Below are 26,582 nucleotides of genomic sequence, written 5' to 3' on the forward strand. Positions count from 1 at the left end.
GCTAGATCGAAGAAGGAGCGGGGCGGTCGGCGGCGGGGGCCGTCGACGCTTGGGGCGCGGGCGTATCCACCACCTCAAAGCCCGCAATCATAGAGCGGAAGTTGTTCCAGCCGGCCCGCGCTACTTGCAGCACATGCACCACGAAAAACAGCACGTAGCCAATCGTGAGCACGAAGTGTTGGGCGCGAGCGGCTTCGTACCCTCCTAACAGTTGGGTGAGCCAAGCAAGTTGCGTGGGCTTGTAAATAGCTAGGCCCGTGAGCAAGGAGCCGATGCCCATGAGCAGAACAGCTGTGTAGGCAATGCGCTGGGCCCCATTGTATTTGCGCACGGGCGGCTCCGTTTTGCGCAAACCTAGGTCGTGCAGCGTTACCTGCCACGCTTCGCGGAACGAATGGCGATTGGGCAACAAGTAGCGCCATTCGCCAGAAAGAAACGTGTAGGCCATGTACAGCACGCCATTGATGACGAACAGCCACATAAACACAAAGTGCAGCGACATGCCCTCCGCTAGTCGAAACGGCACGTTCAGCGCTTTGTAAAAAGAATCGGGGAAAAAGCGGAAAAGTGTGGTTTTGCCCCAGCCAATACGGTAAATGTCGTTGGCCCAGTAGATGAGCAAGCCGCTCCAAATCATCAACATCAGCACCGGAAAGTTGATCCAGTGAAACCAGCGGATAGCTAGGGGGTGCTTTTCTTTAAGCTGCTTCATAGGGTGAACTGTACGTAATTCAGGCAAGCTCAGCTTTGTGAGAAGGAAAGTTTATCCCGAGCGGTGTAGAGGCGCAATATTTTGCGTCTTGTCGTTGCTGTGGTTTACGGCGCATCGTTCTGAACCAGCTAGTTCTAGGCCCATCGTTCAACGCGGAGACGCAAAATATTGCGTCTCTACATCTCCGTAACCGTCACTTGGATATCGGTGTTTCGGCCGTGGTCGTCGGCGCAGGAGATTTTTAGCGGGCCGGGTGGCGGTTGAAAAAATACGCGTTCTGAGGCCGAAGCGGCCCGCAGAAACCGGTCGTTGACGTACCAATACACTTGCCGTACCTCATTGTCGGCGGCGCAGCTAAGCAGCAACTGTTGCTTCTCGTGGCGATTGAGCACGTATTCGGTGTTCGCCAAGGGCGACGTGATGCTAGGTGCCCGCTCCGTGCCGCCACGCACCAACTGACAGCCGGGATTGTGGGGCGGCAAGCGATGGTACGGAATGCCCTGCGTTTCCTTGTAGGCTAACACCTCCGGCAGCATATTAGGGTAGAGCTCGCGCCGAAAACCCGTCGCGGGCGCGCAGGCTCGGCAGTACGCATACTGTCCGTCGGCCGACACGAGCACTTCTTTCTGGTGCTGGCAGCGCTGGGTGGAGGAAGTGCCGGGCAGGAAATAGTCGATGATTTGGTTGGGGCAATGCTCGCCGGGCAGCAGACCCGTTTCGGCGCACACCAGCCGAAAGTCGAGGGAGGCGGGTGGCTGGAACCAGTCGTTGGGCGAGTTGTAGGCGATGGTGTTAAACAGGTCGAATAGCAACGGCGTGGCTACGTCGGCACCCGTGAGAGCCGGCGCGCCTTGTCCGCTGAAGTTGCCTACCCACACGCCAATGGTGTACTCGCGGTTGTAGCCGATGCTCCAGGCGTCGCGGCGGCCGTAGCTGGTGCCGGTTTTCCAGGCCACTTTCGGCAGGCGCATGCTGCTTTGGTAGTTGATGGGTAAGTCGGGGCGCGTAAGCTGGCTGAGGATGTCGGTAACGAGGAAGGCCGAGGCGTCGGAAACCAGTGCAGTGCCTTTAGGAGCTAGGTTCTTCGCAGATGGGCGAGTGCTAGGCGAGGATCGGGTCCACCGCAGCGGGGCGTACTTGCCGCTATTGGCCAAGGTCACGTACAGGTTCGTCAACTCCTCTAAGCTAGCCCCGCAACCACCCAGGATGCTCGACAGGCCGAGCTGTGTCCGGTTCTGCGTGACGCTTTGGAAATCTGCTTCGCGCAGCTTATCGGTGAACGTGGGCACGCCCATTTCAGAGAGTACGCGCACGGCCGGGATGTTGAGGGAATGCGCTAGGGCGCGCTCCAACGTCACTTCGCCGTTGCAATGCTTGTCGAAGTTCTCGGGCTGGTAACCGCCGAAGTTGGTGGGCACGTCGGGTAGCACGAGCTTGGGCGTGAGCAGGCCACGGTCCATGGCTAGGGCGTAAAGAAACGGCTTGAGCGTGCTGCCCGGCGAGCGAACCGCTTGAATACCATCGACCTGCCCTTGGTTGAAAGCATCCTGGAAATCGGCGGAGCCAACGTACGCTTCCACCGCCCGCGTGCGGTTGTTGATGACCAGCACCGCCGCGTTGGAAATACCTAGCTCGTGCAGGCGGCGCACGTAGTTGCGCGTGAGGTCTTCGGCCTTGGCTTGCTTGCTGCGGTTGAGGGTAGAAGCGACAATCGCCTCGTGCGGAAGCTGCCGGACCAGGCGCCGCGCAAGGTGCGGCGCGAGCGTAGGGGCGGCATGGCGCTGCACATCAAGCGGCTCCAGCAGCGCGTCTTCAATGTCCTGTTTTGTAAACAAGCCTTGCTCGCCAAAACGCCGCAGCCAGCGGTTGCGTTCTTGCAACACGGCCGCGTTGTTTTTGCCTAGCACCAGCCCCCTAGGTCGGTTTGGGATGATGGCCAGCGTCACGGTTTGGGCGAGCGACAGATAATCGGGCGGCTGTTGGAAGTAGAGCAGCGCGGCCGATTTCACGCCTTCCACGTTGCCGCCGTAGGGTACCAGGTTGAGGTAAAGCTGTAGGATTTCGTCCTTGCTGTAGTGCGCTTCGAGCTGTACAGCGCGCAGCATTTCTAGCAGCTTATTGCCTAGGGTGCGCTCCTTGGGCTCGAGCAAACGAGCCACCTGCATCGTGATAGTACTGGCACCCGTCGTGCGACCTTGGCCAAACACGTTGCGCCCAGCGGCCTTCACAATCGCCAGCGGATTCACGCCGAGGTGATAGTAAAACCAACGGTCTTCCTTGGCAACAATGGCCGTGCGCAGCGCCGGTGTGATTTCGCGCAGCTCCGTTTTCATGCGCCACTTCTGCGTTGGGTTCAGAAAGGCGTGCAGCACCGAGCCATCAGCCGCCGTCACGATGGGCGAATATTGCGGAGGGTGCGGTAGCGGGAAAGCTAGGTTGAGGCCGGCTAGCAGAAGCAGCAACAGCCCTAGCCCCGCAAAAAACCGTATGCTGACGCGCCGCTTCATAGGTGCCATGTAGAGACACCTACTGGTGTCTCCTCGTTGAACGACTGACGTTGAATAATTGCCATTGAACGTTCTATGGACGAGATGTTTATCATACGGCGCGTTGCCGCTCGTTCAACGACGAGACACGAGTAGGTGTCTCTACTGCACGCGCACCACACCCGCACCATTATAGCTGTGATACTCCGCGTTGTACATGGCGTCGGCGCTTACCGGGCCCAGGCGGAAGGTGCCTTTGCTCACGGCCCGCGCCAGGTAGTAGAACGACTTCGGTTGACCCGTGGCGGTGGTAAACAGGTTGATCCGGTCGTCGCGCACATCCAGGTAGTCGGGTTGGGCGGCGTCGGTGGCCCAGGCTAGGTCGCGGACGGCACCAATGCGTGGGTTCTCGATTTCCAGGCCGGCGGGCAGCAGGTCGGTGATGGCCACGTTCTTCACCTCGCCGGCTGCGTCGGCCGCTTGCAGGGTTATTTTCACCACCACCAAGTCATTCTGGCGGAAGGTGGGCGAACCGAGGGGCTGGCCGCTGCGGTCGAGGAACTGGCGGCGCACTTTCAAGTAAGCGTCTTCCTCGCGGATGGTGTTGGTGGGCGAAATGCCTTCGGTTTCCCAGAAGTAGTAGAGGCTGCCGCTGCCGGCCGTGCGCAAGGCTAGTTGCCGATTCGCTACGTTGTTCACCGTGAGGTCTTTGCCCGAAAATTCACCGATCTTCTTGCTGTCGGCAAGGAGAGAGGCCGTGACGGTACTGCTGGCGTTTTGGCGCGCTACTTTGCCGAGAGCTAGCAGGGCAAACGCCCGCTCTTGGGTGCTGAGCCAGCCCGCTTGCTTCACCTGGCGGCTGAGCTGGCGCGTGAGGCTCGTTACTTGCGCATTGCCGGGGTCAGCGGCGAGCAGGGCGTTGAGCACCAAGGCTTCGTCGCGGATGGGCGAGTAGAACGAGCCATCGAGGGCGCGGGCCGCCGCAGTTTCGCCGCCGAACTTGGTGGGCAGCACGTCGCGGAAGCTGCGCTCGTTGCCATTGAGGGAGAAGGTGCAGGCCAGCAAGAACCGCGCATCTTGGGCGAGCAGCGGCCGGTTGGCCTTGTAGTAGTTCATCGCCACCGGGTCTTGCCGACCGGCTAGGGCTAGCACGTAGAGGCTGTAGGTGATTTCCTTCTTGGCGATAAGCTTCTGGCGGGCAATGTTGTTGGCGTCGAAGTAGCGGTACTCTTCGGTTTCGCGCTTGCGGTTGCGGAATTGCAGGTAGCGCAGCACTTTGTCGAGCACGGTTTTATTCACGTCGAAGCCAGCGCGTTGGGCTTCTAGCAGGAAGTGCGCGGCGTAGGCGGTAGCCCACCAGTTATCGTAGTCGCCGCCGGGCCAGTAGCTGAGCGAGCCGTTGTAGAGCTGCATCGACTCGATTTTGCGAATGGCTTCCTGCACATTGTAGTTCGGGTTGTAGCGCTGGGCTTTGGCGGCCTGCCCGGTTTTCTGCTGGAGCGTGGCAGCTAGGTCGCCGTAGTAGAGCTGCGGGAAAGCGGCCGACACGGTTTGCTCCAGGCAGCCGTAAGGGTATTGCAGCAGGTAGCGCAGGTCTTTGGCAAACTCCGTCATCGGCGAGCGGTTCACCACCAGCTGGCTCCGCAACGACGACGGCAGGAAGTTGGTTTTCAGGTTAAACGTCGCGCCGCTGCCGCCCGCTACGACGCCGGAACCGGTGCGTTTTTCGAGCGGCGAAGCGGGACGGATTGGGAGTTCGATGGTTTCGGTGTAAGGTCTTGGCTTTCCTTTGTCATCAAGGCGAACTATGTTATTACCTGACACTCGAACATTGATAACTGCTGTGCCTACTGACCTAGCTACCAAATGGAACATCACTCGCTGTTCTGCATTCGGTTGTAATTTGATAGCATGACCTTCGTAGTACAGACGATAATCACCAGCAGGATGAGAGGAGTCTACTTCATTCGTGAAGTCCTCTCTTTTTGTAAAGACTTCCACAAATGTTTTTGAATCTGACCCTAGGGATATATCTCCAATCAGAGTTTTCCCCGTCGTATTCGTCAGCGTTACCGGCACGTCAATAGTGTCGCCGGGGCTGAGGAACCTAGGTAGCGCGGTGCTGATAACCACTGGGTCAGCCACTTTCATGGTTTTTTCGGCGGAGCCAAACGCGTCGTCTTTGTAGGCGAGGGCCATGACCCGTACGGCACCCGAAAACTGCGGAATGCGCACTTTGTAGCGCACTTTGCCGCTGGCATCGGCCTTCAGAACGCCGCTCCATTTGGCGAGCAGCTTCACGCGGCGCGAGGGCACGGGCGTGGTGCGGCGCGAGAGGTCGGCGGCGTCGCCCCCGGAACTGCTGGTACCTAGCTCGGGCAGCAGGAAGGGGTACACGTCGTAGGCCTGCACTTCGAGGGCGCGCTTCTGGTAGAAGTAGCCGTAGGGGTCGGGCGTGCGGTAATCCTTAAGCTGCAAAATGCCTTCATCCACCACAGCTAGGGTCACGTTGGCGCCAGGCGCGGTCGTGGCTTCGATGGTTTGCCAGGTTTGGGAGCGGCTTTGCTGGGGCACATTCAGGGCGACTTGCAGCTGGGCGTCGGGCTTCTCCACCGTGAGCGGCACAAAGCCGCGGGCCACCGTGAGCGGCAGGCGGTTGTCAGTGATTTCGCGGATGGCAGTGGCCGTCACGTAGATGTTGGGCACGTGGTTGCCGCGAATCGGGATGCGCACGCGGGCCGATTTCTCGTCGGTGGTCACGTAGAAGTGGTCGAGCACTCGGTCGCGCTCCACCGTCACGAGCACGCGGCCGGGGAAGGGGGTTTTCAGCAGCAGATTAGCGGTTTCGCCGGGCTGGTACTTGGCTTTATCGGCCTCAATGGTCACCTCGCCCTCGTTGTTTACTTCGAAGGAGTTGCTCTGCGTATCGCCGTAGCCGTAGGCGTACATGCGCTGCGCCACGTAGGTGCGGGCGCCGGGCCGACTCACCCGCACTTCGTATTCGCCGGAGTAGGTGGGCGCAAAACCTAGGTTCGCGTCGGGGTTGCCGCCCGCATACAGCGGAATGGTGCGGTTCATCACCACCTGCTCGCGCTTCTGCGAGTTGTAGAGGTAGCGGCCGCCGCGGCGCTCAATCACCGTTTCCCACAACAGCCGCACAATGGTCACTTGCGCGCTGGCATTGGTCGGCTGCCCGGCCGGCGTGAGGGCCACAATGCGCACCGGCAACTGCTGGCGCGTGCTGATCAAGTCGCTGATGCGCTGGAGCCCGTAGAGCACCGGCTGGGTTTGCACTTCAAAGGTAGTCAGGCGGTTCACCGGCCGACCCGTTTCGTCGAAAACTGTCGTGAAGGCCGCGCCTTCCAAAATACCTAGGTCGGAATAGCTAGGCACCTCGTACGTGGCCGCGCCGCGCCCGGCCGCGTCGGTGTTGCCTTCGCGCACGGCTTTCTCGAAGCGGCTGGAAATGGCCGACGTGCTTTCCGACTCCTCGTCGTAGCTCGCGCGGCGCTCTTCCCCGGTGCTGATTTGGAAGTCGTAATCGGGGTATTTCTTAGGGTTGAAGAACTTCTCTTTCAGCGAGAATTCCACCTCAAACTTGCGGTCGGAAGCGGGCGGACCGAACAGGTTCGCGGCCGTGATGTTAGCCGTCACCGTTTGCCCTGGCCGCACGACGGCGAGGCTAGCTTTCACCGTCACCTTCAGGCGGTCAGGAATGAATTCTTCCACGCTGAGCTGGCGCGAGGTGAGCAGCACGTCGTTGCCGGTGAGGATTTCCAGCGTGTAAAGGCCGGTCATGATACTGGGCGGCAGGATGAAGCTCGACTCAAACGAGCCCGCTACCGACAGCTTCTTGCGCAGGCTCGCGTACTCCTTGCCCGTGGGCAGCAGCAGCCGAATCTTGACCGGCAGGTTGGCGGGCGGCGTTTTCCAGTTTTCGGTGCGGATAACGGTGTTGGTGCGAATCGTGTCGCCGGGGCGGTACAGGTCCCGGTCGCCATAGAGGAAGGCTTGGTAGCGGGCCACGTTGCTCTGCAAACCACCCACCTCAAACCGCGACGTCTCGACGCGGCTGCGCGGCAAATCGAGGAACGTGAAATCGGATTCGCGCTGGGCCGTCACCATGCTCAGGCGGAAGCGGCTCGTGGCGGCCGTGCTGTCAAACTTCGCTAGGCCGTCGCCGTTGGTCGTGCTCGACGCAATAACCTGGTTATTAGAACTCACAAACTGCACCGACACGCCCGACAGCGGCTTAGCATTGCGGATGGAATTGGCAAACACCAGCGTGCTGCCGGCCTTGCCCTGCTTCACAATCAGCCCAATATCCGACACCGCCACCAGCTTCGAGACTTGCAGCCATTGGTGCTCGGTGTCTTCTACTTTGACCACGTACAGCCCTTTCAGCGGACCCGTAAACTCCAGGTCTTTCATGCTCAGGTTGAGCAGCCGCAGACCCTGTTGCTTCGGCAAACCCGACACGGTGTAGGTGCGCTCGGTGAGCACATTGCCTAGGTTCTCGACGTCGTAGTATTGGAACGAGCGGTCGATGTAGCCACCTTCATCGTCGGTACTGGGCTCATCCTCGTTGTATTCGGGGTAGCCGTACTGGCTGCCGCCGCGCATCAGTTGCTGAATGTTGTTGGCGTACACCTTGGCAATAGTCACCTTCACCTTCTCCACCTCGTTGATGCGGATACCTAGGTTGCGGGCGCCCAGCGCGTCGAGGTACATGGCTTTGTCGCCGTTGGCGAAAGAGAGGCTAGGTTGCTCGTCGCCGAAGCTCACGGTTTGGCTGAAAGGCTCGGCGAGCTGTCCGCCCAAGGCCCCGCGCGTGCCGCCGTTCAGGCTCACTTGGTAGCTGCGGCCCACCTCAAAGCCGCCTTTCAGCGCAAAGCCGCTTTCCAACGCCTCCACCGCAAACGACACCTCCGGCGACACCTTGAGCTGCTCCCGAATATCATCCACCGAAACGGGCTGGTTCGTGAGCACCGTCACGACGGGTTCGCCGTCTTGCAGGGAGCCGGTGAGTTCGCGCACTTGCAGGGTTTGCTGGTCGGGCACGTCGCCATCGGCGGTGAGGGGCTTGGTGGTGGCTCGGTCGCTGCCCACGGCGCGCAGGCCGGGCTCCACGGTCAGCGTCAGCGGCGAGTAGGGGCGCACTTGCTGGGTGAAGCTGATGCCCACCAGCTTGTCCGGCTCCGCCGATACCACCTCAAAGGCCACCGGCTGCCCATCCTGCGTAACGCGCAACTTGCCGCGCACGTCGCTCGGCCGTACCGAGTAGTTGAACACAAGGTTAGCGCGCATCTCCGCCGAGCCCGCCACCCGCCGCGACCGGCCCCAGAACACCTGCGGCGCACTCATTTCCAGGTACGGCGTGTGAAACTTGGTGCGGCTGAGGGCTAGCTTTTGCTTGCCGCTCGGCATGGCTTCCTTGCGCAACGCCGCCTGAAACGCCGTGCTCGGCCGAAACGGCTCGGCGGGCGAAAAGGTCAGTTCGCGGTTGCTGGTCCACTTGAACTTGCCGCGCACCGCCGGCTCAAACTTCACGTACTGCACCGTGTCCCAGTGGTTCTGCTGCGCGTCGCCGACCACGTCCTCGTCGAAGGTGAACACCACGTTCTGGTACGGGTCAATTTCTTCGCCTTCGGAGCTCGCCGCGGCTTTTTCGGTGTTGGAATCAGGCTTGGAGCAAGCGCATAGCAACGCCAGCAGCACCAGCAATGGCACGCGAAATAAGGAGCGGGAAAGCATGGATAAGGATGAGCTAGAAAGGACGCCGGAAGGTATAGAGAAAACGGGATTATTGAGTAGCTAAGTAGGCTTGTGTATAGGTTTTTGTTGTATTCTTAAAGCATGGATAATAACCGAGCTAGCGTAACGGAAGCTGCCAATCGAGTTGCCCGCACGCTGCTGATCGGTACTAGTGTGGAGAGCTTCGGGGTAAGTCATCAAATACCCTTTATAGAGTTTAGAAATTCGCAGGGTGAGGATATTTACCTTTCCATCCAAGCTAATATGCTGTTTCACCCTAGGCCGCAGGAGCACCTTAGCGTCGAAGAGCAGATGTTGTTAGGGATGAATAGCGTTAACCTCAAGAAAGTGATTGACGCTTTCTGCTTAGAATCGAGCGATTTAGAAGTGCATTTTGAAGACGGCTCGTGGTTCCAAGTTAGCGGTACTTCCGATGATGGATATGAACCTTGGTAGCTATCTGATGGAACAAGCGTGAACGAGGGCGGCACGCTGCTTATAGCAGAATCCGAGGGTGGATATGCTATTTGGAAAGGCAGTTGAGGCATCTCACTCGGCTGGATTTGTAATCTGGCCGAGCACCTAAGTGAAAAAGTGCTGTCTACCGAATTATTATCTTGAAGTTGACTCTTTAGTGACGCTTAAATGCCCATGATTTTCTCTGATCGAAAATTAGCCTGCCAACTGGAACGCACGGAAGCACGTGCTAATGCGTCGATTGTAGAAGAGCGAGCTAGGCTTTTTCCGGAAAGCAAGGCCGAATGGCTAGAGGTTGCCGGTGCGTATGCCATGTTCGACGGTCCTGAATCACCGTTGACGCAGACCTTTGGGCTCGGTGTCTTTGATGAAATCACGCATCAGGATCTAGATAAGCTGGAAGCGTTTTTCAAAGAGCGAAACGCGCCGGTTTTTCATGAAGTGAGTCCAATGGCGCCTAGCTCGCTGCTGGAACTGTTGAACGAGAGAAGTTATCAGCCACTTGAGTTTACCAATGTGCTGTACCGCGACCTTACGGATGGCTTCGAACCGCAAACTCCGCGCAATCCGTTGTTAAAAACTCGCTTGATTGAGGCCGGAGAAGCAGCGCTGTGGGCACGCATTTCTGCTCAGGGCTGGAGTGCTGAGACGCTGGATCTTTCTGATTTTATGTTGGAATTTGGGCAAGTCACCGCGAGCAGCGCCGGATCATTTCCCTTTCTAGCTGAACTAGATAGTGAACCGATTGCTGCCGGGGGTCTCTTTATCTACGACGGTGTGGCGCTGCTGGCGGGGGCTAGTACCGTGCCCGAAGGCCGGCAGCAAGGTGCTCAGATGGCGTTGCTCAATGCACGTCTGCAATACGCTGTTGACCAAGGGTGTACTGTCGCAATGATAGGCGCCCTACCAGGTAGTCAGTCACAACGAAACGTGGAGAAGAATGGCTTCCGTATTGCCTACACGCGCATAAAGTGGCAACTGCGCCCTGCTGCTTAACCCAACTCATATCTAAGTAGTAGGGCCGTCAGCACTTCTACTCTAAGAAGTGCTGACGGCCTTAATCGGAAGAAGGATTGACGCTGAACCTAGCTAGTCCGCACCTGCCCGTCGCCGCGCACGAGCCACTTGTAGCTGGTGAGTTCTTCCAAGCCCATGGGGCCGCGGGCGTGCAACTTTTGCGTGCTGATGCCAATTTCGGCACCTAGCCCAAACTGCGCGCCATCGGTGAAGGCAGTGGAAGCATTGGCGTACACGGCCGCGGCATCGACGCTGTTCAGGAATTGCTCGATATGCTCGGGCGTCTCCGAGAGGATGGCTTCGCTATGTTTGGAGCTGTGTTCGGCAATGTGCTGAAGGGCTTCTTCCAAGCCGTTTACCGTTTTGATAGCTAGCTTCAACGACAGAAACTCGGTGCCGAAATGCTCGGGCGTGGCGTGTTGCAGCAGCTCGGCGGGGTACAAGCCGCGCAGGGCCGCGTAGCTAGGCTCATCAGCATACAAGAGCACGTGCGCGGCGGCGAGCGGCGCCGTGATGGCCGGCAGATCGATGAGGCGGGCTTGGTGCAGCAGCAGGCAATCGAGGGTGTTGCACACGCTCGGGCGGCGCGTTTTGGAATTGAAGATGATAGCGCGGCCTTTAGCTAAGTCGGCGGTTTCGTCGAAGAAGGTGTGCACCACGCCCGCACCGGTTTCGATAACGGGCACTTTAGCATTTTGGCGGACGAAGTCAATTAGGCCCTGGCTGCCGCGCGGGATGAGCACATCCACGTAGCCGACAGCATTCAGTAGCGCTTCGGTGGCTTGGCGGTCGGGGGGGAGGAGGGTGGCTACTTCGGGGGCTAGGTTGTGCTGGCGCAGCACGTCGTGGATGACGGAGATGATGGCCTCGTTGGAGAAGCTAGCGTCGCTGCCGCCTTTCAGGATGCTCGCGTTGCCGGTTTTCAGGCACAGCGCGGCCACGTCGAACGTCACGTTGGGGCGCGCTTCGTAAATGACGCCAACCACGCCCAGCGGTACGCGCACTTTGGAGAGGTGCAGGCCGTTCGACAGTTCCCGCTGCAACAGCACTTCCCCCAACGGCGACGTGAGGCCGGCCACATTGCGAATATCCTCGGCAATGGCTTTGATGCGTGCCGCCGTTAGCTTGAGCCGGTCATGCTTGGGGTCGTCCGGCGACATGCGAGCTAGGTCCTTCTCATTCTCCGCGAGTAGAAACGGCGTTTTCGCCACCGCGGCATCGGCTAGGTCGCGCAGCAAAGCATCGATTTTATCGGCTGCTACGAGGCCTAGGCTGCGGCTAGCTTTTTGGGAAGCTTCGAATAGGGGTTGCAAGTTCATGCGCAATGACTTTCTACTTTTTGCTACTTGTTCCTACTTTTTCTTTTTGAACGTCATGCTGAGCTTGCCGAAGCATCTCTACTGCAATGGTAATCCTGATGGGAGGACGAAGCGGTAGAGATGCTTCGACAAGCTCAGCATGACCGTTAGCCGCTTAGGCTATTCTGAATGGGGCATCTTAGCTGATTTCGGCATTCAAAAACAGGTAATCATAATGCACCAGCGGCTTCTGATTTTTCTGGCCGAGGCGCTCGGCGGCTTTGTCGGAGCCGTATTCGGCCAGACCTAGGCCGACGGGTTTCTGGTGTTCATCCACCAGTTTGATGATGTCGCCCTTTTGAAATTCGCCGGTAAGGCGCGTAACGCCTACCGGCAACAGGCTCACTGCTTTACCGGGCGTCGTGAGGGCCGCCTTGGCGCCTGCGTTGATGTGTATTACGCCTTTCGCCGCGGTTTCGGAGTGCGCAATCCATTTCTTCTTACCCGAGGCAATTTTACTCGGGATAAAGCGCGTGTTTTCCACTTCGCCGCTCAGCAACCTAGGTAAGATGTTCTCCGTCTTGCCGTTGGCGATGTGCACCGCAATGCCAAGCTGCGCGACTTTGTGAGCCATGTGGCACTTGGTAATCATGCCGCCGCGGCCGAACTGCGAGCGTTGCGTGGTCACAAACGACGAGAAGCTAGTGGTAGTCGGCTCGATTTCGCGGAGAAGCTCGGAGCTAGGATCTTTCGGGTCGCCAGTGTAAATACCGTTGACGTTGCTGAGGATGAGCAGCGCGTCGGCGTTCAGCATGGAGGCGATGAGGCCGGCTAGCTCGTCGTTGTCGGTGAACATGAGCTCCGTGACGGAAATCACATCGTTTTCATTTACAATGGGAATGATGTTGTTCTGGAGCAGTGCGCCGAAGCAGTTTTGCATGTTCAGGTAATGCACCCGGTCGCGAAAATCTTCCTTCGTGACCAGCACTTGCGCGCACACTAAGTCGTGCTGGCTGAACAGCTGGGCATAGGTGCTGAGCAGCTTCACTTGGCCCACGGCGGCGAGCAACTGGCGGTTGGTCACGGCGTCGGCTTTGTCAGACACCTGCACGAGGCTGCGCCCCGACGCCACCGCACCCGACGACACCACAATAACTTCCCGGCCTTGCTTTTTGAGCGCGGCGAGTTGGTCTACCAAGTGCTGAATGCGGGCCGTGTCGGGCAGACCGTTGTCCTGCGTTAGCACGTTGGAGCCGATTTTAACGATGATTCTTTTGTAAGTGAGCGACATAAGGCGGTAAGCAGAGCGGGCGAAATTTAACCAGAAGCTAGCACAACCAACGCGTTGTGTCATGCTGACGACAGGAAGCATCTCGCGTGCAATGCTAAAATCACCGGATTAGGATTACCATTGCACGCGAGATGCTTCCCGTCGTCAGCATGACGTTCTTAAAACTGTTTCCTTCAACTCCTCACAACCACCTAGCTATGCGCTCCTTGCTTCTACTGCTGTTTTCGCTGGTTTCCTTCGTTGCCGCCGCTCAGCGCACCGTGCAGCGCGACTTCAAGAAGTACTTCGATGAGCAAGATGTGCAGGGCTCTTTTTTGCTGTTCGATGCGCAAGCCAACCAGTACACGGCCTACAATCTCACGCGTTGTTACCAAGGCTTTTTGCCCGCTTCCACCTTCAAAATACCCAACACTTTGATTGGGCTCGAAACCGGCGCCCTGCGCGATACCAGTGAAATTTGCCGCTGGGACGGCGTGACGCGGGAGGTAGCAGCCTGGAACGCCGACATGACCTACGCGCAAGCCCTGCGCGTGTCGTGCGTGCCGTGTTACCAGCAGTCAGCACGCCGCATCGGGGCCAAGAACTACAACCTGTGGCTACCTAGGTTGCGGTTTGGGCGCATGCTCGTCACGGCGGCTACGGTCGATACCTTTTGGCTAGCGGGTGCCTCGCGCATTACGCAGTTTGAACAGGTCGATTTTCTGCGTCGCTTGCAGGCCAACAAGTTATCCGTGGCTGCGCGCCACCAAGAAGCAGTGAAGGCGCTATTGGTGCTCGGCAAAGGCAGCAATTGGACGTTGCGCGGCAAAACCGGCTGGACGGGCTATTCGCGCGGCAACGCACCGAAGACCCACAATGGCTGGTTTGTGGGCTGGCTGGAGCAAGAGGGGCGCCTGTACTTCTTTGCCCTAAATATGGAGCCCAAAAACAACGGCCCCGCCACGGAGAAATTCGTGCAGGGCCGCCGGTTGATTACCGAAAAGATTTTGCGTCAGGAGTTTAAGCTGATGGAGTAACCTAGCTATTCCATTGCGTCGACGGAGACTTTGTAGGTCGGGTCTTCCCAATAGTTGACGTCAATTAACGCTTTAGCATTAGCGAGCAAGCGACGAGAATCGGGGCTGAGGTGGCGCAGGTGCAGCTTCTTGCCGCTTTTGTGGTAGCGCTCTGTAAGCTTGTTCAACGCTTCAATGGCGGACAGATCCGCTACGCGGCTTTCCCGAAAGTCCACGATGATTTCCTGCGGGTCGTTGGCTAGGTCGAACTTCTCGTTGAACGCCGCTACTGAACCGAAAAAGAGCGGCCCAAAGATTTCGTAATGCTTGATGTCCTGCTCATCTACGTACTTGCGGGCCCGAATGCGCACGGCGTTTTCCCAGGCAAAGGCCAGCGCCGAAATCACCACGCCGATGAGCACGGCCAGGGCTAGGTTCTGAGAAATGGCCGTGATGAGCGTCACCAGAATCATCACCACTACATCGGTGAGCGGCATTTTGCCGATGATGCGCAGGCTCGCCCACTCGAAGGTGGCAATAACCACCATAAACATCACCCCCACCAGCGCCGCCAGCGGCAGCCGCTCGATCAGCGACGAGCCCACGACCACGAACAGCAGCAGCGCCACCGCCGCCACTACGCCCGACAGCCGCTGCCGCCCCCGCGACTCAATATTGACCATGGTCTGCCCGATCATGGCGCAGCCGCCCATGCCCCCGAAGAAGCCAGAGGTGATATTGGCTAGGCCCTGCGCTACGCAATCTTTGTTGCCGCGGCCACGCGTTTCGGTAATCTCGTCTACTACCGTGAGCGTGAGCAGGCTTTCGGTAAGGCCCACCAGCGCCATAATAACCGAGTAGGGAAAGATGATGCTCAGCGTCTGCCAGTTAAGTGGCACCTGGGGCCAATGCGGCTGCGGCAAACCGCCCGCAATCGAGGCAATATCGCCCACCGACTTTGTGGGCAACTTGCCGAAAATAACCAGCCCCGAAACAACCAAAATGGCTATTAAGGAAGGCGGAACGGCCTTCGTGAGCCTAGGTAGCAGGAAAATAATGGCCATCGTGAGGGCCACCAGACCGAGCATGAGGTACAAGGCCGAACCACTGAGCCAGTGCGTAGCACCCGTTGCATCGGCCACCTTAAACTGCTCCAACTGGGCCATGAAAATGATCAGTGCCAGCCCATTCACAAACCCAAACACCACCGACTGCGGTACCAGCCGGATAAACTTGCCAAGGCGCAGCAAGCCAATGGCTATCTGGATAACGCCCATCAGCGCGACGGCGGCAAACAGGTACTCCACGCCGTGCTGCTCCACCAAGCTGACGATAACCACGGCTACGGAACCAGCCGCGCCCGATATCATGCCTGGCCTTCCGCCAAAAAGACTGGTGATTAAGCAGATAATACAAGCCGAGCTAATACCCACCAGTGGGCCAACGTGGGCGAGCAAGGCAAAAGCCACTACTTCGGGTACAAGGGCCAGGGCCGTAGTGAGACCCGCCAATACTTCGTCCTTAACGCTGTGGCCTCGGGTTAATTTTTCAAGAAAAGACATTAGAGGGGAAATCCGGTGAAATAAGGACGCAGCTAATACCGAGCGCTACAAAGCGCGGCTAGCCAGCAACCTATAAAAAAGGTAAAAAGCATGACGACAGGCGCTTGCACCCGCAAGCGCCGCGGAGCGCTAGTGGCTCACGGTGGCGTAAGGGCAATATGGAAGAAGGGGCCGGTCATGCGAAACGGTGTGCAAAGCTAGGGCTAAACCTCGCTTTGCGACAAACTTTGGATGCGCATACCTAAGTCGGAAGTCTGCGGTACTATACTGGAAGGAACACCAACTTTGAAATACCTTGCAGGCACATGCTTTCCCACAAACACGAAATCTTTCTGGAAGTCGCGCGGCAGCTGAGCTTCACCAAGGCCAGCCAAACGCTGTTCACGAGCCAATCGGCGGTGAGCAAGCAGGTAAAAGCGCTGGAAGAGTATTACAAGATTGGCTTGTTTGAACGGCTAGGCAACAGCGTGGTGCTCACGCCGGCCGGGAAACTATTGTACGACAAACTCCTGCTGGCCAAGCAGCTGCAACACGAGTTGCACCAAGAGTTTGCCAGCATCAGTACTAGCTTTTCCCCCCAGGTGCAGATGATGATTGGGGCTAGCACGACGATTTCGCTGTACGTGCTGCCGCCCGTGCTATCGGCGTATTTGCAGCAGAACCCAAATACGCAACTCACCCTGCGCAACCGCAACAGCGAGAACATCCTGAAAGCGCTGATTGAGCACGAAATCGACCTAGGTATTATCGAGGGCATCAACAAAGTCAGCAACGTGACTTACACGCCGTTTCTGACTGATGATGTAGTAGCGGTACGCTCGGTCCGCAACCCATTGCCCAAAGCAGAACTAGACTTGAAAGACCTGTACGAAACGCCGCTCGCCCTGCGCGAATACGGCTCGGGTACGCTCGCAGTGCTGGAAGAAGCCTTGGAGCAGCAGCAAATTAAGCTGGTCGATTTGCCCGTGAAAGTGCGGCTGGGCGGCACCGAAGCGCTGAAGAACTTTGTGCGCGTGGATACGTGCCTAGCCTTTTTGCCCCGGCAGGCTGTGGTAAAAGAACTAGAATCGGGCGAACTAGTGGAAGTGCGTATTCGCAATCTGAAACTCACGCGCCAGTTCAATTTCATTCAACGGAAGGGTACGGAGAACAACCAACCTTACCATGATTTTGTGCGGTATACGAAGCGCTGGTATTCCGGAAAGGAATAGCCTATTCCGAATCACTATTTGATTTCGGTATAACGAGTTTCCTACTTGCTCAGGTTTTCAACCTTGGCTTGTCATGACCATTTGCGCCGAAACTTCTAGTCGGATCACAAACCTTGAGTGCTCGGTTTGTGGCGCTCCTTATTCTGCATTTAAGCTACAGCGCCTATCGATATGTCACGGTATGCCGCTCATTGCCCGCTACGATTTGCAAGATCCGCTGTCGAAAGCAAGCATCCATTCGGTGGAAGGCAGCATGTGGCGTTACCGCGAGTTGCTGCCGCTACTCGATGATGAAAACCGGGTCAGCCTTGGGGAGGGATTTACGCCCATTATCACGCTGCAAAACCTAGCTAACCGTTATAACCTTCGCTCGCTCCTGCTGAAGGACGAGGGCAAGAACCCAACGGGCTCGTTTAAAGCGCGGGGCCTGAGCATGGCCATTTCCAAAGCCAAAGAGCTAGGGGTACAAGGCTGTATTATTCCGACAGCTGGCAACGCGGGCGTGGCCATGGCTGCGTACTGCGCCAAAGCCGGTATGCGCGCCGTAGTAGCCATGCCGCGCCACACCCCCAAAGCCTTCAGAGAAGAGTGCTACTGGTATGGCGCCGAAGTACACCTCATAGATGGCCTCATCAACGACTGCGCCGCCTGGGTGCGCGAAACCAATACTGACAATCACCTGCTGGATGTATCGACCCTGAAAGAGCCCTACCGGATCGAAGGCAAGAAAACAATGGGCTACGAAATTGCTGAGCAGCTCGGTTGGCAGCTGCCCGATGTGCTGCTGTACCCCGCTGGTGGTGGCACCGGCCTGATCGGCATCTGGAAGGCTTTTCGCGAAATGCAGGCGCTTGGCTGGTTGTCGGCCGATGTGAAGCTGCCGCGCATGGTAGCTGTGCAAGCCGAAAACTGTCAGCCATTGGTGGAAACATTCCTAGGTCGGCAGGCCAATTCGCAGCAGTATAATGGTCGCCCCACCATTGCCAACGGCTTAGCCGTGCCGCGCCCTATCGGCGAGCCGCTGATGCTGGACGTGTTGCGCGAGTCGCAGGGCACAGCCGTGAGCATTAGCGAAGACGAGATGCTGGAAGGTATGCGCGAGCTAGGTAAGCAGGAGGGTTTGTTTGTAGCGCCCGAAGGCGCTGCGGTTTGGATGGCTGCGCGCCAGTTGCTGGCTAGTGGCTGGATCAGCGCCGATGAACAAATCTTGCTGCTCAACACCGGCTCCGGGCAGAAGTATCTGGAAAACGTGGAAGGTCGCTTTGATCAATAGAAGCTAGGCTAGGTAGCCGACAGGAAGAGCCGTCCTGTTGCGGGGCGCCGCATTTCGCTTGCAGTAAGAACCTCCTTATTAAGAGTTACTATTGCAGCCCAGATGCTGCAACCCGCAGCCTGGCGGCCTTTTCGTGAGCAAATGACAAAACGCAACCCACTGATAGCCGCACTCGCCCTGAATCTGATGTCTTGCTTGAGGCTGCACGCGCAGGGGCCAAGTCAAGATGTTACTGCTAGCTTTCTGTTATCTATGTCTGTCGCTAATCAAACCCGGCTGCACGCGGATGTGCAGTTCCTGACTTCGCTCCAGCCCGCCCGCAACTACCAAAACCTAGCTTCATTAAACAAAGCCGCCGACTACATTCACGCTGAGTTCAAGAAGCTAGGTTGCTCGGTGCAAGAACAAAAGTTTCAGGTGCGGAAGCACGAGTATCGCAACGTCATTGCCTCCTTGGGTCCACCCACGGCGGCGCGCATCATCGTGGGGGCGCATTACGACGTGTGCGGCGACCAGCCTGGCGCCGACGACAACGCCAGCGCTATAGCTGGCTTGCTCGAAACGGCGCGGCTGTTGCAAGCCCAGGCGCCTACACTCAAGTACCGCATCGATTTCGTGGCCTACTCGCTCGAAGAGCCACCCTTCTTCGCTACCGAGGACATGGGCAGTGCTGTGCACGCCAAGTCGTTGCACACGGAAAAAGTGCCCGTGCGCGCCATGCTTTGCTACGAAATGATCGGCTACTTCCGCGACGAGCCTGGCTCCCAGAAATTCCCCGACCCAGCATTGGCGGCCCTTTATCCTAACACCGGCAATTTTATTATTGTAGTAGGTCGGCAGGGCCAAGAAGCTTTCACGCAGCAAGTAAAAACGCTGATGAGCGCTCATAGCAAAATCGACGTGCAAAGCATCAATCTACCTACGTCGCAAGGCTTAGCTGGCCTGTCGGACCACCGCAACTACTGGCGCTACGGCTACGAAGCCGTCATGATCAATGACACATCGTTTCTGCGCAATCCCAACTACCACGAGTCCTCCGACACCATCGATACGCTGGATTTCAAGCGCATGGCAGAAGTTGTGAATGGGGTGTACGGAGCTATCTTAGGGCTGCTATGAACCCAACTATCTTACTAGTGCCTGGTCTTAGTAACTCGGGGCCGCAGCATTGGCAGAGCCTGTGGGCAGCGTTCTACCAGTATCCGCGGGTGGAGCAGCAAGAGTGGGACCACCCGCGGTGCGCCGATTGGGTGCAAGGTTTGCACGAAGCAATCCTGCGCGCCGAAGCGCCGGTCGTATTAGTGGCGCATAGCCTCGGGTGTAGTACCGTTGGACACTGGGCGCAGCAGCACCCCACTCAGGCCGTTGTTGGCGCACTATTAGTTGCGCCAGCAGACACCGACCGGGCCGATTTCCCCGTCGAAGCTATGGGGTTTGCTCCCATGCCTCAGCAACGGTTGCCATTTGCGAGCCAAGTAGTAGCTTCTACGAACGACGAATATGTTTCCCTCGCACGCGCTCAGGCCTTTGCAGCAGCTTGGGGCAGTGCGTTTGTCAACGTTGGTGCTCTGGGTCACCTCAATGCCGCTTCGAACCTAGGTAGTTGGCCCGCGGGCTACGTTTTGTTACAGCAGCTCCTGAAGCGGATCTAAGCGTTTGGAGTTTTCCTATGTCTTCGGCTAACCACCTAGGTTGGTCGGCCGACGCACTATGCCTCAAAAAACAGGCTTGAAACGTAAAGGCGAAGTTTACCAGGCATAAGTAGAGGGAACGTAACTGGCAGAGAGACCCGCTTCAGAAAGGTATTTTTTGGGAGAAGAGGTACTTTTTCGATAAAACCAAATTTAGGACAGGCTACTGTTATTTATCGAGTAGGTTGTTAAATAATGTAGTGTTTTTAGATAAACTACCTCAATTTTCGAGGTATATCTTGTGTAATTATTAATGTTTACGGTATATTGCCATCATATTTCATAGCAGCCACATTCCAAAAATTACCCGTTCAAAGCACTATGTCTAGTTCCTCCACGGGCTTTCGGCCTAGTCTGAGTTTGTTTGCGCTCCTAGCTTGTTTGGCCCTGGGAGCTGTAGCGGCCTTTATGCCTGCTAATCACCCGGCAGCGGCACCTGGCACCATCAACGGTGCCGATGTAGCCTGGATGCTAACCGCTACGGCCTTCGTCCTAATCATGACGCCTGGGTTGTCGTTTTTCTACGGCGGCATGGTGCGGCCCAAAAACGTGATTTCGACGATGCTGCAAAGCTTCGTGGCGATGGGCGTAATCACGCTGGTGTTTTACTTTGTGGGCTTCTCGCTGGCCTACGGCGACAGTTGGCACGGTCTGATTGGCAACCCCTTCACGTTTGCGATGCTGCGCAACGTAGGTACGGCCACGCACCCGCTGCTTTCCCCTACCATTCCGCTGATTTTGTACTTCGCTTTTCAGCTGAAATTTGCCATTATCACACCGGCCCTCATCACGGGTTCCTTCGCTGAGCGGGTGCGGTTTAAGGGCTACCTAGCCTTTATGGTGCTGTTTTGCCTATTCATCTACTGCCCGTTGGCGCACTGGACCTGGCACCCCGAAGGCTTTCTGCACAAGTGGGGCGTGCTCGATTTTGCGGGCGGCACGGTAGTGCACATTTCGGCAGGTATTGCTGCCCTAGCTGGCGCTATGGTGTTAGGGCCACGCGTGGCGCAGGGTCGTAGCACGTCTTTCTCGACGCCCAACGTGCCGTACGTACTCCTCGGTACGGGCCTGCTTTGGATGGGATGGTTTGGCTTCAACTCTGGCTCGGCCCTCGGTGCCAACGAACTAGCGGCACTGTCGTTTGCGAATACCAACCTCGCTTCGGCGGCGGCCTTAGTGATGTGGTTGCTGATTGAAGTGGCTCGTGGCGGTAAGCCCACGGCAATGGGCGCTTGCATCGGGGCCGTCGTTGGCCTAGTAGCCATCACGCCCGCCGCTGGCTACGTCGATTATGGTCAAAGCGTGCTGATCGGCATGGTAGCGTCGCTAATTAGTGCTGCGGCCGTGCATTGGAAAAACAGCCGTACGAACATCGATGATACACTCGACGTGTTTCCTTGCCACGGCCTAGGCGGTATTGTGGGCATGATCCTGACGGGTGTGTTTGCTTCTAACGGCGGCCTTGTGCACGGCACCACTACGCTGTTTGGCTACCACATGCTCGGGCTCGTGATTGTAATAGCGTACTGCTTCGTGGGCTCCTGGATCCTGCTGAAAGTCACCGATAAACTCTTTGGCTTACGCGTGAAACAATCGGACGAAGAGCTAGGCCTCGACCTAAGCCAGCACGAGGAGTCTACTTACCACGTTGACGAAGAGTTTGAAAAAACCTACCGTAAGGAAAAGGACTCGGTAGCGGAGCGCATCGAGCAAATTGCCTAAGCTAGGTAGACTAGCGCAAGAGTAATAACCAGAAAGCCATCGGCCACAAGCCGATGGCTTTCTGGTTATATAACCGCCTCAAGTTGCCCAGCCGGGCATGCTACAGCAGGGGCGGCGTCTCATCATGGCGCATCAGTACTTCATCGATCAAGCCGTAGGCTTTTGCTTCGTCGGCGCGCAGCCAGTAGTCCCGGTCGGAGTGGTCGTAGATTTCCTGGTAGGTCTTGCCGGTATGGTGGGCCAAGATGTTGTACAGCTCAGCGCGCAGTTTCAGAATCTCGCGCGCCGTGATTTCGATATCGGTCGACGGGCCTTGCGCGCCACCCGAGGGCTGATGAATCATCACGCGGGCGTGCGGCAAGGCTGAGCGTTTACCCGCTGCGCCGCCCGCTAGCAGCACCGCGCCCATTGAGAGCGCCACACCCGTGCAAATGGTGGCTACGTCGGGCCCGATGTACTGCATGGTGTCGTAGATACCTAGCCCGGCGTACACCGAGCCGCCCGGCGAGTTGACGTACAACAGGATATCTTTTTGCGCGTCAACTGATTCCAGAAATAAAAGCTGAGCCGTGATGACGTTGGCAATCTGATCATCAACGGCAGTGCCCAGGAAAATAATCCGATCCATAATTAGGCGCGAAAACACGTCGATTTCGGCAAAACGGGTGGGCCGCTCTTCAATAACCGAACGCGTCATGGCCGTAACGAAAGGATGTGCTTGGCCTTCTAGGTGGCGCACGTACCGGTCTACCCCTAGGCCGCTGAGTCCTTGGCTGTGCACAGCAAACTTGCGAAATTCTTGCTTGGTAAGCATAAGAAGGAGGTAAGAGACGCAAAGCCTTTTTCCGCGCGCCGGCAACAGCGAGCCGGGCACTCAGAAAAGTGCTTGCTAGTGAGACAATACGTTCGTGGGGGAGTAGTCGCGAGCTACCAGAAACACCTAGGCGCCAGCCAGAAAGCGCAGCGGCTAGGTAAGATACAGCGCCTAGCGCTTGGCGAGGAAGAAATAACAGCGCAGCTGATAACGTAAGGCGGAGAGTAGGGCCTTGCACTGCGCTATTCGGCTGGGGCGTTTTGTCCCGTAAAGCTGTTGGTGAATAACAGCCAATTCACGGCGAAGCTGTTGCTGCCCCGCTACGTACAAGCCTTGGTACAGCTGGCGCTGAAGGTCCGTATCAGCTGCGAGGTCAGCATCTACTAGCTCCTGCACGTACCAGTCGGCGGCTGGCTGGTGAAGCAGGTGATCCTCAATTCGTTGCAAACGCTCTAGTTCAGGCCGCATGATTTTCGTAAAAAAAGACAGTGGCTGCAACCTTGCGCACCGCCGTGCGCAAGCGTTCTAAGCATTTGAATTTCTGAACCGTGGCCGAGCGCACGCTGCTGTAGTGGTGAGTGGCCGCAATCTGCTCCAGGGGCTCTTTGAAGTAATAAAAAGAGACCAGGAGGCTCTTGCACTTCGCACCGAGATTTTCCACGTAATCCAACACCAGTTCTGCCTGGGAGGTGGTGGGCGCTGTCTCTGAATCGGCGGGTGCCGATTCGGCAAAGTCGGTATGTTCTTCCTCTAGCGTGGTGCTGGGCTGGCGGCTGCGCCGAGCTAGCTCGCGGTGCCACAAGTTGCGGCAAATGCTGACGAGGTATGTGCTCGGCGCAGCGGTCAGGGTCAACGAACCGTGCACTGCCTTTTCGTAGAAGATAACTAGGGCATCGTGGAAGATATCTTGGGCGTCTTGGCTAGAGCCGCTGTGCCGCAACACGTGCCGCCGTACCAGCGGAAAGGTCTGTTGGTACAGCTGCGTGAGGACCCGCTCACGGTTGGTGAGCAGCGCCTCTTGCAGCGCTAGGTCAGGCATCGATGGGGCGAGTGTGGCAAGTGGAGTTCTCATGCAAACGGAAGTTCTGCTTATTAATCCTCGTTTTGCCTGACTATCACCCTCGCCAGCAAAAAAAATGTAGCAGTTCGGCCTTCAGTGGCGAACGGCTTAGTAATAGACGGCTCAGCGCAAAGCGTAAAACCAAACGTAGAGCACCGTGCCGATTATATAACCACCGAAGAAGATGTTTTCATAGGGCGGACCTAGGTGCAGGGCGGTAATCCCGACGGCAACGAGCCCAAGTACGGCCAAGCTCACACCAAACCAAAAGGAACGCTGCCGTTGCGCCGGTACTGCTAAACGCCAGGTACCCACAAGGGGAAAGAGAAGTCCCATTGCCACGAAGCCAAGCATGTTTAAGGGAGCTAGCTTCGTCAGAAAACCCGCCGCGAGGAGCAAAAGGCCCGTGCCTAACAGCGCCGAAAAATGCGTCGATTGCCGCACCTGCGTGGCGCTCAAGGCGTGGCGACCATACGGGTTAAAGCGCAGCAGTGTGTTAAACAGCGGATCAGCAAACCAACTCATAAAAACCAGTACCAAGTAGAGTGGTAGTAGCAGCGGAAAAAAGCGCGAGAAAATAAACAGACCTAGGAAGAGGCCCCGGCGTGCGCTGTCGCTGAGCGAAGACGACCAATAGGCGAAGCGCATAAAACCGCGATACACCCAATACTGCGTTTTAAGCGCTTCAACCAAGCCTTCCCGAGCATACTCAGAAGTAGGAGAGAGCCGCAGGGCCTGTCGAAAATGCTCCAAAGCCGGTTTGGCCTGACCTGTTTCTAATGCCACCCAACCTGCGTCGGCGTGGGTGCCGGCGTCATCCGGGTCGTGGTGCAAGGCGCGGCCGAGGGCGTCAGCCGCCTCATCGCGCCGACCAAGGCGAGTCAGAGAGCGGGCCCGTAGTCCCAGGCAATCAACGTGTTCGGGGTCATAGGAAAGGCCCGTTTCGGCGGCCTTCAATGCGGCTTGCCACTGATGCCGCTGAAAGCGAATAATGCCTAGCGTGTGGTAATAATTCGGATCCGTGGGGTCGAGCGCTAGGGCGTGCTCAATGGCTACCAGCGCGGCTGGCTGCCGATGCTGCCGCAGGTGCGCCAGGCTGAGCAAGTAATAAGCAAAATCGTATTCGGGCGCCAGGTGAATCGCGGTTTCTGCTTCGGCTTGGCCTTCCTCTAACTTGGCCTGATCGAGTAAGCACATGCCCAGCCAGGCGTGGGCTAGGGCATCAGTTGGATCGGTTTGAAGAATGCGGCGCAGCTCCTGCTCGGCTTGCGGCGCGCGGCCCTGGCGAAGCAGCAACAAGACGCGTTCAGACCAATGGTAGGAGGAGGCGTGTTCCATGTAAAGAATAATTCTATCGGATAGAGCGGTTGCTTACTTGGTAGCAAAAGACGCTTAGATAAATCAGTATCTGACCCCACTGAATACGGTGCTTGCGCGGGAGCATCACGAACGGGTCGTAAGGCTGCGTAGATGCATAACATGCTAGGAATAGGCCAGCAGCGGTCTGCCTACGGTATCATCGAAAACCGATGCCATGACGTAGCTCTTAACGACTGGTAGCGAACCAGCCGTGCTGGCTATTGTGTCGCTTGCCACACCAGCACCTAGCCTCAATTCAACAAACCTAGGGACAAGGCATTCAAATAGCAGCATGTCTAGCAACTGCTGTACTGGCTCAGGCCTCTGACGGCCATCTACGCGCTGCAGACTTACTCTCGTGGTTTTTTGATGCCCAAGTACACCAGAATATCGTCGTACACACCGCCTTCATTCGAGTAGAGCGCATAATTCTTGGCCGTGGCAAACCATTCCTTTGTGCTAGCTCGGACCTGCTTGGCTGCGTTCAGCAAGTCGTTTTGCTCGATAGGTAATGGCCGCCCTAACTTCATCGATTCGCGCAACCTAGCTTCAATAGCTACATCTAGCAGCGCTTTGAGGTCGGCGCCGGAAAGGCCAGGCGTTTTGGCCGCTACAGCGGCTATGTTCACGCTAGTGGCCAAGGGCTTTTCACGCAGCAACACCTCCAGTACGGCGGACCGAGCCGGCTCATCGGGCGGGGTGACCAGCACAATGCGGTCGAAGCGGCCGGGGCGTCGAAAGGCGGCGTCGAGGTGCCAGGGCGCGTTGGTGGCTGCCATAATGAGCACGCCGTCATTAGCGCGGGTAGCGCCGTCTAGCTCCGCCAAAAATTGGTTGACCAAGGAGCGGCCAGCGCTCTGACGCAAGTCGTGGCGGTTAGCAGCCAGGGCATCTACTTCGTCAAAGAATAGCACGCACGGCGCTTGCAAGCGGGCCATCTCGAAAAGCTGGTGCAAGTTCTTCTCACTGTTGCCCAGCCACATGTCCAGGATGTCGTTGATGCCAACGTTGATAAAGGAAGCCTTCACCTCGCCAGCAGTGGCACGAGCTAGGTGCGTTTTGCCGCAGCCGGGGGGGCCGTACAGCAGCAAGCCGCCGCCGGTTGCTTTGCCGTACGCCTTATACAGGTCGGGGTACTGGAGCGGATGGATGATCTTAAGACGAATTTCCTCCTTTACTGCCTCCATACCGCCCACATCCGAGAAGTTGATTTTGGGCTTCTCTAAACCGGAGAATAACGCTTGTTCATCAATAACTAAACCGGCGCTGCTAGGCATCTCGGTGGGCGGCCCTCCGTGTGCTGGTTGCGCGGGCTGCGCTAGACTCTTCTCCCGGAGCTGAGCCAAGAGTTCGGCATCTTCTAGAGCAGGATTGTATTGTTGGGCCGTCTCGTAAGCCTCACGGGCGGCGGTAAGCTGACCGGTGCGCGCCAGCAAGCGTGCATGCAACAGGTGAGCGCGCGCATGTTCAGGGTAGCCCTTCAGCAGCTCTTCGACCACCACAAAGGCTGCCGAGGTTTTATTGAGCGCTGCGTACACTTCGGCTAGGCCGAGCTGCAAGTCGGGGTCGGCGGGGGCTAGGCGCAGACCGGCGCGGTACGTGTCTTCGGCCTCTACTAAGCGCCCAACCTGCAGCAGCAATGCCGCAACATGCTTGCGCAGTGGAAGATTATCGGGAGAAAAAGAAAGGGCCTCTAGTAGAGGTTGGATAGCAGCAGGATCGGAAAAGGTGGACATACTAACGTTAACAAGCAACTACCGCCAGCTACTAGCGTAGGGCAGCGTCACAAAAAAGTATAAAGTAACAGACCTAATCAAAAGCTGAATTCGGACTAACACCATGCCAAGGCTTGGCAGCACT

The 26,582-nt window shown here is 57.3% G+C and carries 19 protein-coding genes; 8 read left to right on the forward strand and 11 right to left on the reverse strand.

Annotation, left to right across the window (positions count from 1 at the left end):
- Window position 1 precedes the first annotated feature (1 nt).
- The 3 genes from BXP70_RS14505 to BXP70_RS14515 all read right to left on the reverse strand — a co-directional run bounded on the left by BXP70_RS14505 (window position 2) and on the right by BXP70_RS14515 (window position 8,952).
- Window positions 2–712, reverse strand: a complete 711-nt coding sequence (locus BXP70_RS14505) for a cytochrome b/b6 domain-containing protein (protein WP_086594823.1) — start codon at window positions 710–712, stop codon at window positions 2–4.
- A 176-nt stretch (window positions 713–888) separates the two neighbouring features.
- Window positions 889–3,219 carry a penicillin-binding protein 1C gene (pbpC, locus tag BXP70_RS14510; RefSeq protein WP_086594824.1) on the reverse strand — a complete coding sequence of 777 codons (2,331 nt, stop codon included), beginning with the start codon at window positions 3,217–3,219 and terminating at the stop codon, window positions 889–891.
- 141 nt (window positions 3,220–3,360) lie between these two features.
- A complete protein-coding gene (locus BXP70_RS14515) occupies window positions 3,361–8,952 on the reverse strand; it encodes an alpha-2-macroglobulin family protein (protein ID WP_086594825.1) in 5,592 nt (1,863 codons plus the stop codon).
- Window positions 8,953–9,054: 102 nt separating this feature from the next.
- Here BXP70_RS14515 and BXP70_RS14520 point away from each other — a divergent pair, with 102 nt between their 5' ends.
- Both BXP70_RS14520 and BXP70_RS14525 read left to right on the forward strand, forming a co-directional pair.
- Entirely contained in the window at window positions 9,055–9,408 is a 354-nt protein-coding gene (locus BXP70_RS14520; RefSeq protein ID WP_086594826.1) for a hypothetical protein, read from the forward strand.
- Between the two features lie 195 nt (window positions 9,409–9,603).
- The gene (locus BXP70_RS14525) at window positions 9,604–10,425 is read left to right on the forward strand and encodes a GNAT family protein (RefSeq protein WP_086595056.1); all 822 of its coding nucleotides are present in this window, start codon (window positions 9,604–9,606) and stop codon (window positions 10,423–10,425) included.
- A gap of 89 nt (window positions 10,426–10,514) precedes the next feature.
- On the opposite strand, the gene BXP70_RS14530 is transcribed toward BXP70_RS14525, so the two are convergent.
- Together BXP70_RS14530 and proB are read right to left on the reverse strand one after the other, a co-directional pair.
- Complete coding sequence (locus BXP70_RS14530; RefSeq protein WP_086594827.1) at window positions 10,515–11,765, reverse strand: glutamate-5-semialdehyde dehydrogenase; 1,251 nt, start codon at window positions 11,763–11,765, stop codon at window positions 10,515–10,517.
- 178 nt (window positions 11,766–11,943) lie between these two features.
- Complete coding sequence (gene proB / locus BXP70_RS14535; RefSeq protein ID WP_086594828.1) at window positions 11,944–13,035, reverse strand: glutamate 5-kinase; 1,092 nt, start codon at window positions 13,033–13,035, stop codon at window positions 11,944–11,946.
- A gap of 197 nt (window positions 13,036–13,232) precedes the next feature.
- Between proB and BXP70_RS14540 the strand changes: the two genes are divergently transcribed.
- On the forward strand, window positions 13,233–14,051 hold the full coding sequence (locus BXP70_RS14540) for a class D beta-lactamase (RefSeq protein WP_179197701.1): 819 nt from the start codon (window positions 13,233–13,235) through the stop codon (window positions 14,049–14,051).
- Window positions 14,052–14,056: 5 nt separating this feature from the next.
- On the opposite strand, the gene BXP70_RS14545 is transcribed toward BXP70_RS14540, so the two are convergent.
- Entirely contained in the window at window positions 14,057–15,592 is a 1,536-nt protein-coding gene (locus BXP70_RS14545; RefSeq protein WP_086594830.1) for a SulP family inorganic anion transporter, read from the reverse strand.
- A 305-nt stretch (window positions 15,593–15,897) separates the two neighbouring features.
- On the opposite strand from BXP70_RS14545, the gene BXP70_RS14550 reads away from it, so the two are divergent.
- The 5 genes from BXP70_RS14550 (at window position 15,898) to BXP70_RS14570 (ending at window position 21,489) form a co-directional block, all read left to right on the forward strand.
- Complete coding sequence (locus BXP70_RS14550; protein WP_086594831.1) at window positions 15,898–16,803, forward strand: LysR family transcriptional regulator; 906 nt, start codon at window positions 15,898–15,900, stop codon at window positions 16,801–16,803.
- Window positions 16,804–16,876: 73 nt separating this feature from the next.
- Entirely contained in the window at window positions 16,877–18,076 is a 1,200-nt protein-coding gene (locus BXP70_RS14555; protein WP_086594832.1) for a threonine synthase, read from the forward strand.
- 252 nt (window positions 18,077–18,328) lie between these two features.
- A complete protein-coding gene (locus BXP70_RS14560) occupies window positions 18,329–19,195 on the forward strand; it encodes a M28 family peptidase (RefSeq protein WP_086594833.1) in 867 nt (288 codons plus the stop codon).
- Complete coding sequence (locus BXP70_RS14565) at window positions 19,192–19,728, forward strand: RBBP9/YdeN family alpha/beta hydrolase (RefSeq protein ID WP_086594834.1); 537 nt, start codon at window positions 19,192–19,194, stop codon at window positions 19,726–19,728. Before BXP70_RS14560 ends, BXP70_RS14565 begins: the two co-directional genes overlap by 4 nt.
- A gap of 360 nt (window positions 19,729–20,088) precedes the next feature.
- Window positions 20,089–21,489 (forward strand): ammonium transporter, encoded by a 1,401-nt coding sequence (locus tag BXP70_RS14570; RefSeq protein ID WP_086594835.1) that lies wholly within the window; start codon window positions 20,089–20,091, stop codon window positions 21,487–21,489.
- A 100-nt stretch (window positions 21,490–21,589) separates the two neighbouring features.
- Here the strand turns inward: BXP70_RS14570 and BXP70_RS14575 are convergent, their stop codons facing one another.
- The 5 genes from BXP70_RS14575 to BXP70_RS14595 form a co-directional block, all read right to left on the reverse strand.
- Window positions 21,590–22,303: an ATP-dependent Clp protease proteolytic subunit gene (locus BXP70_RS14575; protein ID WP_086594836.1), complete on the reverse strand. Its 714-nt coding sequence runs from the start codon at window positions 22,301–22,303 to the stop codon at window positions 21,590–21,592.
- A gap of 171 nt (window positions 22,304–22,474) precedes the next feature.
- A complete protein-coding gene (locus BXP70_RS14580) occupies window positions 22,475–22,771 on the reverse strand; it encodes a hypothetical protein (protein ID WP_086594837.1) in 297 nt (98 codons plus the stop codon).
- Window positions 22,761–23,375 (reverse strand): RNA polymerase sigma factor, encoded by a 615-nt coding sequence (locus BXP70_RS14585; protein ID WP_245849639.1) that lies wholly within the window; start codon window positions 23,373–23,375, stop codon window positions 22,761–22,763. The genes BXP70_RS14580 and BXP70_RS14585 overlap by 11 nt, the downstream gene beginning before the upstream one ends.
- Before the next feature lie 111 nt (window positions 23,376–23,486).
- Window positions 23,487–24,701 (reverse strand): tetratricopeptide repeat protein, encoded by a 1,215-nt coding sequence (locus BXP70_RS14590; RefSeq protein WP_086594839.1) that lies wholly within the window; start codon window positions 24,699–24,701, stop codon window positions 23,487–23,489.
- 371 nt (window positions 24,702–25,072) lie between these two features.
- Complete coding sequence (locus tag BXP70_RS14595) at window positions 25,073–26,458, reverse strand: ATP-binding protein (RefSeq protein ID WP_086594840.1); 1,386 nt, start codon at window positions 26,456–26,458, stop codon at window positions 25,073–25,075.
- Window positions 26,459–26,582: the final 124 nt, after the last annotated feature.

It is taken from the genome of Hymenobacter crusticola (assembly GCF_002154225.1).
GTDB classification, from domain to species: domain Bacteria; phylum Bacteroidota; class Bacteroidia; order Cytophagales; family Hymenobacteraceae; genus Hymenobacter; species Hymenobacter crusticola.

Bases quoted from the DNA above. Each gene is read 5' to 3' on its own strand.
- BXP70_RS14505 (WP_086594823.1), bottom strand. From the start codon at position 712: ATGAAGCAGCTTAAAGAAAAGCACCCCCTAGCTATCCGCTGGTTTCAC.
- pbpC (WP_086594824.1), bottom strand. From the start codon at position 3,219: ATGAAGCGGCGCGTCAGCATACGGTTTTTTGCGGGGCTAGGGCTGTTG.
- BXP70_RS14515 (WP_086594825.1), bottom strand. From the start codon at position 8,952: ATGCTTTCCCGCTCCTTATTTCGCGTGCCATTGCTGGTGCTGCTGGCG.
- BXP70_RS14520 (WP_086594826.1), top strand. From the start codon at position 9,055: ATGGATAATAACCGAGCTAGCGTAACGGAAGCTGCCAATCGAGTTGCC.
- BXP70_RS14525 (WP_086595056.1), top strand. From the start codon at position 9,604: ATGATTTTCTCTGATCGAAAATTAGCCTGCCAACTGGAACGCACGGAA.
- BXP70_RS14530 (WP_086594827.1), bottom strand. From the start codon at position 11,765: ATGAACTTGCAACCCCTATTCGAAGCTTCCCAAAAAGCTAGCCGCAGC.
- proB (WP_086594828.1), bottom strand. From the start codon at position 13,035: ATGTCGCTCACTTACAAAAGAATCATCGTTAAAATCGGCTCCAACGTG.
- BXP70_RS14540 (WP_179197701.1), top strand. From the start codon at position 13,233: ATGCGCTCCTTGCTTCTACTGCTGTTTTCGCTGGTTTCCTTCGTTGCC.
- BXP70_RS14545 (WP_086594830.1), bottom strand. From the start codon at position 15,592: ATGTCTTTTCTTGAAAAATTAACCCGAGGCCACAGCGTTAAGGACGAA.
- BXP70_RS14550 (WP_086594831.1), top strand. From the start codon at position 15,898: ATGCTTTCCCACAAACACGAAATCTTTCTGGAAGTCGCGCGGCAGCTG.
- BXP70_RS14555 (WP_086594832.1), top strand. From the start codon at position 16,877: ATGACCATTTGCGCCGAAACTTCTAGTCGGATCACAAACCTTGAGTGC.
- BXP70_RS14560 (WP_086594833.1), top strand. From the start codon at position 18,329: ATGTCTGTCGCTAATCAAACCCGGCTGCACGCGGATGTGCAGTTCCTG.
- BXP70_RS14565 (WP_086594834.1), top strand. From the start codon at position 19,192: ATGAACCCAACTATCTTACTAGTGCCTGGTCTTAGTAACTCGGGGCCG.
- BXP70_RS14570 (WP_086594835.1), top strand. From the start codon at position 20,089: ATGTCTAGTTCCTCCACGGGCTTTCGGCCTAGTCTGAGTTTGTTTGCG.
- BXP70_RS14575 (WP_086594836.1), bottom strand. From the start codon at position 22,303: ATGCTTACCAAGCAAGAATTTCGCAAGTTTGCTGTGCACAGCCAAGGA.
- BXP70_RS14580 (WP_086594837.1), bottom strand. From the start codon at position 22,771: ATGCGGCCTGAACTAGAGCGTTTGCAACGAATTGAGGATCACCTGCTT.
- BXP70_RS14585 (WP_245849639.1), bottom strand. From the start codon at position 23,375: ATGAGAACTCCACTTGCCACACTCGCCCCATCGATGCCTGACCTAGCG.
- BXP70_RS14590 (WP_086594839.1), bottom strand. From the start codon at position 24,701: ATGGAACACGCCTCCTCCTACCATTGGTCTGAACGCGTCTTGTTGCTG.
- BXP70_RS14595 (WP_086594840.1), bottom strand. From the start codon at position 26,458: ATGTCCACCTTTTCCGATCCTGCTGCTATCCAACCTCTACTAGAGGCC.